The sequence below is a fragment of the Pseudomonas sp. OG7 genome (genome assembly GCF_014192825.1).
Classification (GTDB): domain Bacteria; phylum Pseudomonadota; class Gammaproteobacteria; order Pseudomonadales; family Pseudomonadaceae; genus Aquipseudomonas; species Aquipseudomonas monteilii.
The window spans coordinates 216,932-229,365 of record NZ_JACHYK010000004.1 but is presented as its reverse complement, the minus strand read 5'-3'; the positions used below and the strand labels follow the sequence as shown (position 1 = coordinate 229,365).

7 protein-coding genes are annotated in these 12,434 nt (G+C 58.2%); 5 read left to right on the top strand and 2 right to left on the bottom strand.

Annotated features, from left to right (window positions below; genetic code table 11):
- Positions 1–111 precede the first annotated feature (111 nt).
- Entirely contained in the window at positions 112–1,137 is a 1,026-nt protein-coding gene (locus tag FHW75_RS11805; protein ID WP_081717269.1) for an acyltransferase, read from the top strand.
- A gap of 92 nt (positions 1,138–1,229) precedes the next feature.
- Here the strand turns inward: FHW75_RS11805 and pyrF are convergent, their stop codons facing one another.
- Positions 1,230–1,931, bottom strand: a complete 702-nt coding sequence (gene pyrF / locus FHW75_RS11800; protein ID WP_019096946.1) for an orotidine-5'-phosphate decarboxylase — start codon at positions 1,929–1,931, stop codon at positions 1,230–1,232.
- A gap of 180 nt (positions 1,932–2,111) precedes the next feature.
- On the opposite strand from pyrF, the gene FHW75_RS11795 reads away from it, so the two are divergent.
- Positions 2,112–2,279: a DUF2897 family protein gene (locus FHW75_RS11795; protein WP_003252762.1), complete on the top strand. Its 168-nt coding sequence runs from the start codon at positions 2,112–2,114 to the stop codon at positions 2,277–2,279.
- Between the two features lie 223 nt (positions 2,280–2,502).
- Here the strand turns inward: FHW75_RS11795 and FHW75_RS11790 are convergent, their stop codons facing one another.
- On the bottom strand, positions 2,503–2,838 hold the full coding sequence (locus FHW75_RS11790) for a ComEA family DNA-binding protein (protein WP_025754748.1): 336 nt from the start codon (positions 2,836–2,838) through the stop codon (positions 2,503–2,505).
- Between the two features lie 688 nt (positions 2,839–3,526).
- Here FHW75_RS11790 and wecB point away from each other — a divergent pair.
- From wecB to FHW75_RS11775, 3 genes are read left to right on the top strand one after another with little or no spacing between them, the layout of a single operon-like run.
- Entirely contained in the window at positions 3,527–4,669 is a 1,143-nt protein-coding gene (gene wecB, locus FHW75_RS11785) for a non-hydrolyzing UDP-N-acetylglucosamine 2-epimerase (RefSeq protein ID WP_019096947.1), read from the top strand.
- Positions 4,666–5,928: a UDP-N-acetyl-D-mannosamine dehydrogenase gene (wecC, locus tag FHW75_RS11780; RefSeq protein WP_019096948.1), complete on the top strand. Its 1,263-nt coding sequence runs from the start codon at positions 4,666–4,668 to the stop codon at positions 5,926–5,928. Before wecB ends, wecC begins: the two co-directional genes overlap by 4 nt.
- Before the next feature lie 13 nt (positions 5,929–5,941).
- Entirely contained in the window at positions 5,942–12,397 is a 6,456-nt protein-coding gene (locus FHW75_RS11775) for a glycosyltransferase (RefSeq protein WP_183673689.1), read from the top strand.
- Positions 12,398–12,434: the final 37 nt, after the last annotated feature.

Genomic DNA, 12,434 nt, shown 5'->3' with positions numbered 1-12,434 from the left:
GTGTCAGCCCCCGGTTGTGGCACTTTCGCCGCTTGCAGTTTCCCCCGCCCGCCCTACATTCAGGCATCCACAGACACCCATTACGCAGGGCAGCGATAAGGTGGGCAACCCATGCAGCATCCCTTGAATGCCGGACTCGACTTTTGCAGGATCGCCGCCTGTTTCATGGTGATACTGCTTCACATCGCATCAGCCGGGGCAATGCAACTGGATGACAACTGGATGTCCTCCAACATCTACAACTCCCTGGTCAGGTCTTGCGTCCCCCTGTTCCTGATGCTGTCTGGCGCCCTGCTGCTTGACCGGGCAGAGGGTGCAATCACGTTCTACCAGAAACGCTTTGTGCGCATACTGCCGCCGCTGCTCTTCTGGTCGGTGTTCTATGCGCTGTGGCGGACTACTCTGGGCACCGGGTACGGCAGCATGTGGCAAGCGGCAGTGGCCATGCTCCACGGCCCTGTCTACTACCACCTCTGGTACCTGTACGCGATCATCGGCATCTACCTGTTCATGCCGTTCATGGCCAAGGTCTACCAACATTGCGGGCTGCAGGAAAAGCGGGTGTTCCTGAGCCTGTGGCTGGTGATCAGTTGCCTGCTGCCCACCGCCGCACAGTTCAGCCCGGCGCTGGCCAACATGGTGCATACCTATGAGCTGTTTTCGTTCATGGGGTATGCGGGCTACGCGTTTCTGGGGGCTTATGTGTTTGAACAGATTCGCCAGCACGGCCCAGGCAACAACTGGGTAAATCTGGGCGGATTCGCCATCAGCGGCCTTCTGACCGCCGCCGCCACGCATGCCATGTCCATGCTGCAAGGCGAGCCCAACCAGATTTTCTATTCCTACGTATCTCCGTTGGTGGTGCTGGCCGCCATCTTTGCTTTTCGCCTGCTGCTTGCGCTGGGTGGCCAACTGGTACAGCACAGCAAGCTGCTGGCCGAGCTGTCAGGTTGCACGTTGGGGCTGTACTGCTTGCACGTGTTCATCATGAACCGGGCCAGCCTCCTTTATGGTCCGCTGATCGAGGGGCATTCGCTGGCGTGGTTGATACCGTTGCTGGCAGTGGCTGTGTTTCTGCTGACATGGGTACCGATCTACTTGCTCAGGCTGTTCAAGCCAGTGCGCGTCGTAATCTGACCGCGGCTGCCGATGAGGGGGGCAAACCCTGTCGGCGGCCAATAAAAAAGGCCAGCACACAGGTGCGGGCCTTTCTGTGACACACAGGCTACTTACCCGCGAATCTCCGCCACCACCGCAGCCAGCGCTTGCGCCGGGTCTGCCGCTTGGCTGATCGGCCGGCCGATCACCAGGTAATCAGACCCTGCATCCAGCGCCTGACGCGGGGTGAGGATACGGCGCTGGTCATCCTGCGCACTGCCTGCTGGGCGAATACCCGGGGTCACCAGTTGCAACGACGGGTGCGCAGCCTTCAGCGCCGGGGCCTCCAGCGCCGAGCACACCAAACCGTCCATGCCAGCCTTCTGCGCCAATGCCGCCAGGCGCAGCACCTGCTCTTGCGGGTCGATATCCAGGCCGATACCGGCCAGGTCTTCACGCTCCATGCTGGTCAGCACGGTCACGCCAATCAGCAATGGCTGTGGGCCGCTGCGCTTGGCCAGTTCTTCACGGCAGGCGGCCATCATGCGCAGGCCACCGGAGCAATGCACGTTCACCATCCATACACCCATCTCGGCGGCTGCCTTGACCGCCATGGCGGTGGTGTTGGGAATGTCGTGGAACTTGAGGTCCAGGAACACTTCGAAGCCCTTGTCGCACAGGGTTTCGACAATGCCCGAAGCGCTGCTGGTGAACAGCTCCTTGCCAACCTTCACCCGGCACAGCGCAGGGTCAAGCTGGTCAGCCAGCTTCAGGGCGGCCTCACGGGTAGGGAAATCCAGGGCGACGATCAGGGGCGTCTGGCAGGCGGACATGGGCAGGGTCTCTTGGCAAGTCGAAAACGGCGCGCATTGTAAACGAAGTGACGCAGGCTTTGGGGCCCACGGGTCACGGAATTGGCCCGGCGGCGGCTGGCTCCTATAATTGAACCAATGGAACGGGCTACTGCTCAAATTTCGTACAAGCAATGCTCCCCCCGTTTAAGGAGAACGACAATGCCCTGGTATGCCTGGCTGATCCTCATCATAGCCCTCGGCTCCATCGTCGGTGGCCTGATGATGCTGCGCGACACGGCAAAAAAACTGCCCCTCACCGAAGAACAATTGCGCAAGGTGCATGAGCGCAATGCCGAAGCGGATGCGAAGGATGCGCAGGACCGGTAAAAGGTTAAAGCAACGGGTTAAAAACCATGATGACGGGCATTTTTTTGACGCCCGCAAAAGCAATGGCTAAATCATTGTTTTATTGCATTTTTATTACCATTAGCCTTGCCCTCTCGATATAAAAAGCCGCCCCTGCATAAATCACCCACTCGAATATGAAAGTGGTGATCGCAGGAGCGGCCTTATGCCGCCACGGGCTGCAAAGCAGCGCTTGCCGCCCCCCTTACTCCACCATCACCTTATCCCGGTTGCGCTCCAGCAACGCATTCCCGATCCCTTTTATCTCCAGCAGCTCATCCACCGAAGCGAATGGCCCATTGGCCTCACGGTAGGCCACGATGGCCTCGGCCTTGGCCTTCCCGATGCCGTTCAGCTCCTTCTGCAAGGTCAGTGCATCAGCCTTGTTCAGGTCCAGCCGTGGCGCCTCTTGCGCCTGCATCTGGGCCACAACCGGCACCGGCTCTGGCACCGCCGTGGCACTGGCAGGTGCCGCGCTAAGGGAGAACGACAGGGTGGCGAACAGCGGCAGCAGCAGGTACGACAGAACGTTGTTACGCATGAGTAAACACTCCTTGGGTTGGTCATTTTCCAGCAGCCGTTTTCCTTCGGCTGCGCAAACAACCCTAGCGGTTCTGCCACTTTGCAGACAGGCTCTTGGCGAGGTTAATCGTTACCGAATCAAACATTAAAAAAACCAACTTCGACCACCCAAAAATGATGGCGTTAAGCCATGTTTCGAGTTAACTTCATGAAAAAAAAGCGATGGCAAATCGCCGCTAGGTAAATTCCCGTTTAACCTGGCTTTCATTCAGACCAAAAGCGGTTGTTTTTCCTACAAGCCTTGCCGGACAAGGCTCCCACCCGTTCGTCGCATACGATAGTTATATTGACTTCGTTGGCATGATGCCTGTATGGGATCAAACAATCGTTTTATCCGATATATATAATCGAAATCGGATCCAATCGCTCGATAGTTAGAGGCAAATGCCCTTGATCAGGGGAAAAAAACGTGCCAGACGGGATGCCATATTGATGACAAAATGATAAATTCGCGGCCATAGGACAACCGCTTCGCTTGAAGGATCCGAGCAGAATGAATTTTTTTTCACCTCTCCCCCACTGGCCCTGCCCGATTTCTGTCGTGCCGCGCCAGCCAGGCCCCCCTCGGCCGACCTGAGCAACACCCGGATCCTCGCGTTTAGCAGTCGTTCCAACCGCCTTCACTCAATACACAGAAGACCGTCGCCGTGTCCCTCAAGACCCTCATCGTATTTGGCACCCGCCCAGAAGCCATCAAAATGGCACCACTGGCCCTCAACCTTGCCCAGGACGACCGTTTCGAGTCGCGCGTCTGCGTAACCGGCCAACACCGTCAGATGCTTGACCAGGTACTGGAGCTGTTCGAGATCACGCCCGACTACGACTTGAACATCATGAAGCCAGGCCAGGACCTGACCGACGTGACCACTGCCATTCTGCAGGGCTTGAAGCCTGTGCTGGCCGAGTTCAAGCCCGACGTGGTGCTGGTGCACGGCGACACCGCTACAACGCTGGCCACCAGCCTGGCCGCCTACTACCAGCAGATTCCGATCGCCCACGTGGAAGCAGGCCTGCGCACCGGCAACCTGTACTCGCCATGGCCGGAAGAAGGCAACCGCCGCCTGACCGGCGCCCTGGCCGCCCTGCACTTCGCGCCAACCTCCACCTCGCAGGACAACCTGCTGCGTGAAGGCACTGACGCCGCGACCATCTACACCACCGGCAACACGGTGATCGACGCGCTGCTGGAAGTCGTCCGCAAGCTGGAAAGCCCGGCCCTGAAAAACCAGTTCGAAGCCCAGTTCAGCTTCCTGAACCCTGAACGCCGCATGGTGCTGGTCACGGGCCACCGCCGCGAAAACTTTGGTGGCGGCTTCGAGCGTATCTGCCAGGCGCTGGTAGACACCGCGCGTCAATTCCCTGACGTGGATATCGTCTACCCGGTGCACCTCAACCCGAACGTGCGCGAACCGGTGAACCGCCTGCTGGCCGACGTCAACAACATCCACCTGATCGAACCGCTGGACTACCTGCCGTTCGTCTACCTGATGACCCGCTCGTACCTGATCCTCACCGACTCCGGCGGCATCCAGGAAGAAGCCCCTGCCCTGGGCAAGCCGGTACTGGTCATGCGTGACACCACCGAGCGCCCGGAAGCCGTGGCTGCCGGCACCGTCAAGCTGGTGGGTACCGATGTGGAATCGATCACCGAGAACCTGGCAAAACTGCTCACCGACGATGCGACCTACCGCGAGATGAGCTTCGCCCACAACCCCTACGGCGATGGAAAAGCGTGCGCGCGAATCCTCGACGCACTTTCCGCATTCTCTAACTCCAAGGACGCAGCATGAGCTTCAACAAGATTTCCGTCGTAGGCCTGGGCTACATCGGCCTGCCAACCGCCGCCGTTTTCGCCGCCCGCAAAAAGCACGTGATCGGTATCGATGTGAACCAGCACGCGGTCGACACCATCAACCGTGGCGAAATCCACATCGTCGAGCCTGAGCTGGACATGGTGGTTCACGCAGCCGTAACCGAAGGCTACCTGCGCGCCTCCACCGTGCCAGAAGCTGCCGACGCCTTCCTGATCGCCGTGCCGACCCCGTTCATGGATGACCACCAGCCGGACCTGAGCTACATCGAGTCCGCCAGCAAGGCCATCGCGCCCGTGCTGAAAAAAGGCGACCTGGTCATCCTGGAGTCCACCTCCCCGGTCGGCGCCACCGAGCAGATGGCCTTCTGGCTGGCACAAGCCCGCCCGGACCTGAGCTTCCCGCAAACCCACGGCGAAGCCTCCGACATCCGCATTGCCCACTGCCCTGAGCGCGTACTGCCAGGCCACGTGCTGCGCGAGCTGGTAGAAAACGACCGCATCATCGGCGGCATGACCAAGAAGTGCTCGGAAGCGGCCGTACGCCTGTACCGCACCTTCGTTGAAGGCGAGTGCATCGTCACCAATGCCCGCACTGCCGAAATGTGCAAGCTGACCGAAAACAGCTTCCGTGACGTGAACATTGCCTTCGCCAACGAGCTGTCGATCATCTGCGACAAGCTGGACATCGACGTGTGGGAGCTGATTCGCCTGGCCAACCACCACCCACGCGTCAACATTCTGCAGCCTGGCCCGGGTGTTGGCGGCCACTGCATCGCGGTAGACCCATGGTTCATCGTCAGCCAGACCCCAGAGCAGGCTCGCCTGATCCGCACTGCCCGTGTGGTCAACGACAGCAAACCTGAGTGGGTGATCGACAAGGTCAAAATGGCCCTGGCCAACTTCCTGATCAAAAACCCGGGCAAGTCGGCCCAGCAAGTGAAAATCGCCTGCTACGGCCTGGCCTTCAAGGCCGACATCGACGACCTGCGCGAAAGCCCGGCCCTGAGCATCGCCGAGCGCCTGGGCAACGAGCTGGAAGCCACCCTGCAACTGGTCGAGCCGAACATCGAAGCCCTGCCGCAGCGCCTGGCGCGCCACGAGCATGTGGAATTCGACTTTGCCCAGGACAGCGCCGACATCCACGTGCTGCTGGTGAAGCACCGCGAATTCCGCGGCACCTTCAACGTACGCGACGCGGCCTTTGTGATCGACGCCGCTGGCGTTACCCAGGCCTGATGGACCCAACCGCATGAACAACCCCACGCTTGAGAAACCTACCGTGAACACAGAGCTGCCTTCACCTTTGGCCGATATTCATGACCGCGTGATGGAAGCCTACTACGGCAAGCTGGGGGATCAGTTCATGCGCGAAACGCAGTCCCGTATCCACTGGATCTGCGCCCAGGTCAAAGGGCGCCGGATCCTGGATGTGGGCTGCTCACAGGGCATCGTGCCCCTGCTGCTGGCGCGTGAGGGTTGCCAGGTCACCGGTGTGGACACCAGCCCGCAGGCCATCGAAGAGGCCAAGGGTTACCTGTCTGCGGAGCCTGCCCACATCCAGCAAAACGTCACGTATATCAATTCAGACTTCCTCGCGCTGGATACGCTCGAGGTTGAACCGGACACCGTTGTCATCAGCGAAGTGCTCGAACACCTGGTACGCCCGGAGCTGTTCGTCGAAAAGGCCTACGACCTGCTCAAGCAGGGTGGCCGGCTGGTGATCACCGTACCGTTCGGGGTCAATGACTTCATTGACCACAAGCACACGTTCTACCTGATGGAACCGTTCCGGCTGCTGGCCGAGCATTTGCAGATCATCGAAGTGAAGATGCTGGGCAAGTGGCTGGGGATTGTGGCCGTCAAGAACGAAGCGCATAAGCCGGGGACCATCGACTCGCTTACTGTTGATCGAGTACGCGAGCTCGAAAAGGCATTTGAGTCTATTGAGCGCACCTTGCGCGAGAATTTGGGGTCGATAGGCGCCCGGCTGGCAGATGCAAACAAGAAGTACCGCAGCGCCACTGAGCAGATTGCTCAACTGAGGCCTGAAGCGCAGAAAGCTGAAGCGCTCGCCAAGCAACTGCAAACGCGTGACACGGATATTGCGACGTTGCAGCAGGCCAACCGCGAAATTCTCGATGCCAAGGCAAAGCGGGTGCAAGAACTTGAGGAAATCAAGGAGCGCCTGGACGACGCCAACAGAAAGTATCGTCTGGCCACTGAACAGCTCTCCCTGCTGAAGCCTGAAGCTCAGAAGGTCGAGGCTCTGACTCGCCAGCTTCAAGATCGCGACGCGCATATCGTCTCTCTAGAGCAAACGAACCAGGAAGCTCTCGAAGCCAGCGCCCGTAGCATCCAGGAACTGAACGCAGAGCTGGATTCGCTCAAGTTCCAACTGGGTGAGGCCAATGAAAAATGCCTCGCGACTGCAGAACAGTATGCCCAGCTGCAACAACAGATCGCAGTGCTTGAAGAAGCTCAGGGACAACGGGATCAAGAACTGGACTCGCTGCAGCAGTCACTGCTTTCTCTGGAAGAGCAATTGTTGGCCACAGACCAGCAACGGGCGGCCGCAGAAGCGCTGGCAGCCAACGAGTCGACAAAGATTGAAGCATTGCAGGCTCAACACGACGCACTGGAAAGCCAGCTTCTGCAGGTGACCGAGCTTCAAGCCAAAGGCCAGGCTGACAATGCGGCACTGAACGAAACCGTATCAAGCCTTCAAAAGCAGCGTAACGAGCTGGAAAGCCAGCTTGAAGTGCTATCTGAACAGCTTGTCCAGGCTCAGCAGCTCAACGATGGTCACATAGAAACCATTACGATGCTCCGAGCGCAGCAGGCTGCCTTGCAAGCCAAACTGGAAAATCAGCGACAAGCTGCAGATGAACTGCAGTCGCAGGCCGAACAGACCAATGCAGGCCATGTAGACACCATCACTGCTCTGCGCGCGCAGCAGGCCGCGCTGCAGGCTGCCCTCGAAAACCAGCAGCAGGCTTTAGCCAGTACCCAGGCCAAAGCAGATGAGTCGAATGCAGCACATGAGAGCACTATTGCAGCCCTGCAGGCACAACAAGTAGAGCTGCAAGCCGAATTAGAACGTCGGGCTGAACTGCAGACTCACGCTGAACAGACGAACACCGGCCATATAGAAACAATCACTGCCCTGCGCGCGCACCAAGCAGCTTTGGAAGCTGAACTGGAAGGCCAGGCACAGGCAATGACTGAACTGCGCGAACAAGCCGGGCTAGCCGATGCAGCCCGCCTGGAAACCATTTCGTCACTGCAATCCCGTGTCGAAGAACTGGATGCGTTGTTAGGCACCGCTGTCGAGTCAAGAGACAAGACGCTCGAAGCCAACACGGATCACATCAATACCATTGCAAGCTTGCGCGAACTCCAAACGGCGATGGAGACCGCGCTAGAGAATCAGAAACAGGCATTGAGCATCCTGCAATCCGAGAGCAGCCAGGATATTGCCGAGAAAGACGAATGCATCGCCACGCTACGCAAGCGCCAAGCGGAACTGGAAGCCGAACTTGAAAGCGAGTTGGAGTATATGAACGAATTGCAGGCCCAAACCCAGCGGGCCGACGCTGCGCAGGCCGAAACCATTGCCCTGTTGAAAGCACGTCAAGCTGAACTGGAAGCCGATCTGGGTAATCAGCGCCAAGCGATGAAGCAGGCTTATGCAGCCCAGGCGGAAACAGTAACTGCTCTGCAAAACCGCCAGACTGAACTGGAAAGTCAGTTGCTGGAAATGAGCGAAATACAAGCACGTGGCGAGCGCGAGCATGCCGCCCAGGCGAACACCATCAATACACTGGTGGAACTGCGCAATGGCTTTGAAGAGCAAGTGCATGCACTGACCCTGGCCAACAAGCAGGCGCAAGAAGCGCAGGCTGAACAAGCTGAAACGATCGCCTCGCTGAATCAGGCCAAGGACGCACTGGTCGAACAATTGATGCTCGAAACCGCCAGCCGTCAGGCAGCTGAAGCGAGCCTGGCAGCCACCAATGAGCAGTGGCAAGGCCTGCGGATGCAACTGGAGAACGAGCTCAACTCCTCGAAAGCAGGCCTGGGCGCGGCCAACTTGAAGTACCGCACAGTCAGCACAGAGCAGATCCCTCAACTGAAAGCCAATCTCAATCAGTTGTTGGAGCGTAGCGCCGCGCAGCAGCGCAAGATCGACGAGCTCAATGCCAATCTGGAGCGAGCCAATACGCAGCGCCATCTGGCAGAGCAACGCCTGGTCAAAACCCGCACCAGCATGACCTACCAGTTGGGCTATCAGATCAAGAACAGCGCCAACTCGCTGGGCGGGCTGGTCAGACTGCCTGTGCGCCTGCTGCGCCTGTACCGCAAGGCCAACCAGCAACGCCAGCAGAATGAACAGAAGCGCATCGCCAACGAACCAATGAAGGCCCTGCTGCCTCCTGCGCCGGTCATTCAGGATGAGAACTACCTGAAATTGCCTGAAGCCCTGCCGACCAGCGAGCAGAGCCGCTCTATCCTGCTGCGCCAAGCCGACCAACCTGCAAGCCGCCTGAAAGTGGCATGTGTAATGGATGAGTTCACCTTCGGCTCCTACCGCTACGAATGTGACCTGATGCAACTCACACCTGCCAACTGGAAAGCAGAGCTGGAAGGTTTCCGTCCTGAGCTGCTGTTCATCGAGTCTGCCTGGCGTGGCAAGGATGAGCTGTGGGGGAGCAAAGTTGGCCACAACAGCCAAGAGCTGCAGGACATCCTGAACTGGTGCCGTCAGAACAAGGTACCCACCGTATTCTGGAACAAGGAAGACCCGGTTCACTTCGAAACCTTCCTGACCACCGCCAAGCAGTTCGACCACGTGTTCACCACTGACATCGACTGCATTCACCGCTATAAAGGTGCGCTCGGTCACGACCGTGTTTACCTGCTGCCCTTCGCTTGTCAGCCAGCGCTGCACAACCCGATCGAGCTGTACGAGCGCAAAGACGCATTCTGCTTTGCCGGCGCCTACTACGCCCGCTACCCAGAGCGTACCCGCGACCTGGGCAACTTCGTGTGCGAGCTGCCTAAGTTCCGCCCGCTGGAAATTTTCGACCGCAACTTCGGCAAGAACGACGCCAACTACCAGTTCCCCGAGGAATACCAGCCGTACATCGTTGGCACTCTGCCCTTCGAAAAAATCGACACGGCTTACAAAGGCTATCGCTACGCGATCAACCTGAACTCGATCAAGCAGTCGCAATCGATGTTCGCGCGTCGAGTGTTCGAGCTGCTGGGCTGCAACACCATCACCGTCAGCAACTTCTCCCGAGGTGTACGCCTGTTGTTCGGTGACCTGGTCGTCACCACCGACAATGGCGAAGAAATGCTGCGCCGCCTGCAGCTGCTGGCCGAAGACCCACTCAACAGTGACAAGTTGAAGCTCGCCGCCCTGCGTAAAGTGATGCAAGAGCACACCTACACCCAGCGCCTGGAATACGTGCTCAGCAAAGTCGCTGGCACCGTGAAGGCTCAGCGCCTGCCGGAAATCGTGGTCGTTGGCGAAGCACAAGATCGTCAGCAGTTCGACATGCTGCGTGCCCACCTGAACCGTCAGACCTACAGCCAAGTGCGCATGGTCATCATCACCGATGCTTACCAGAGCAGCATCGTGAGTGACGACCCACGCATTCTGGTGCTCAAGCCTGCCCAGCTGAAGAAAACCAGCCTTGGCGAGCTGGTCGGCAATACACCTTGGGTTGCCGGCTTTGTACCAGGAGACTACTACGGCCCTAATTACCTGCTGGACCTGGCGCTGGCTACCCGCTACAGCCAGGCGCAGGTTATTGGTAAAGCAGCCCACTTCACCTGCAATGGGCAAAATGCACAATTGCAATCGAATGGATTGGCGTACCGCCCGGCTCAATCGTTAAGCGCACGCCGCTCGCTGGTAGCCACCGAGATCGTTGCCGGCCAACCGCTGCGCAGCTGGTTGAAGAGCCTGCCGTCGCTGCAATACACCCACGAGCAAGGCTTGGCCATCGACCCGTTCAACTACTGCGAAAATGGGGCAGCACAGCACGAAGCTATCAGCGCCAAGGTGGACGACCTGGAGCTGAACCTTGGCATGACCATTGACCAGCTCCAGGCTCGCGCACAGGCCATCGCTCCCTTGGAAGACAAGCATGACTCTCCGGAGATCAGTGGTCGCGAGCTGGCTGATATGTTCGGTGCCAAGCACAGCAAGTTCCTGAACCTGTCGGTCGACGTAGATAACTGGCGTGTCAGTTCCACGCTGGCAGACGGTAAGCATGAATATGTGTATGCCCTCAAAGAGGTCAGCCTGGACCAACTGAATCTCGAGGACCGCCAGCTCAAGCTGTACCTCGACTGCACGCCCGGCCTGAACCTGCAATTGGTCGTGCTGTTCCTTGATGCTGAAAAGCAGCGGATCAGCCATGTGATGCAGCATGCCAACCGCAACCAAACCTCCGAGGTACCACCAGAAGCCGCCTTCGTGCGCTTTGGTCTGCGGGCCTACGCGGCTGGCAGTAGCGAGATCAAGGCGCTGGTGCTTGGCCACCGCGACCTGCAACCTTCGGAGATGCTGGGCCGCTCGAAACACCTGGTCGTTACCAACCACTACCCGGCTTATGCTGACCTGTATCGCAACGGCTTTGTACACAGCCGAGTGATGGCTTATCAGGAACAAAACCTGAATGTGGACATCTTCCGCCTGCGCAAGAACGAGGCTGTCAGCTACCACGAGTTCCAGAACGTAGACGTGGTAACCGGTTGCCAGTCCACCCTGAACAAGATGCTCGAGAGTGGTCAGTACAAGAGCGTACTGGTGCACTTCCTGGACCCGGAAATGTGGGAAGTGCTCAAGCGCTTCACGCACATGGTCAAAGTAGTGGTTTGGGTACACGGTGCAGAAGTACAGCCTTGGTGGCGTCGCGAGTACAACTACTCGGATGAGAGCCAGTTGGCGGTGGCGAAAGTCGAAAGCGAAAAACGCATGGCGTTCTGGCGCGAGACGCTGAGCAACATGCCAGCCAATCTGAAGCTCGTCTTCGTATCCCGGTACTTTGCCGAAGAAGTGATGGAGGACGTGGGCTTCCGGATTCCGGAAGACCGCTACGAGATCATCCATAACCCGATTGATACGGAAACCTTCTCGTACCAGCAAAAGCCGGAAGAACAGCGCATGAAGCTACTGTCCATCCGCCCTTATGCATCAGCCAAATACGCTAACGACCTGAGTGTTCGGGCGATTGAGTTGCTGGCGGAGAAACCGTACTTCAAGAACCTTGAGTTCCGCATGATCGGTGATGGCGTACTGTTCGAGGAAACCCTCGCCCCGCTGCGCAAATACAGCAACGTGACAATTGAGCGCGGCTTCCTCAAGCATCAAGAAATTGCCGCACTGCACAAACAGTACGGCCTGTTCCTCTGCCCTACACGCATGGACGCCCAAGGCGTATCTCGTGACGAAGCGATGGCTTCCGGCCTGATCGCTGTGACAAACGCTGTTACAGCGATCCCAGAGTTTGTCGATGACGAGTGTGGGATTCTTGCTGCCGGCGATGACGCCCAAGGAATGGCTGACGGAATCGCGCGAGTGATCGAGTCACCGGAACTGTTCAGCAAGATGTCCGCTGCTGCGCGTGTGCGTGTTGAAAAACAGACCGCCAAGCATTCAATCATTACCCGTGAAATCGAGCTGATTCGATAAGGATGACCCCGCAGCCAAATTAACAGCTGGCACCTCT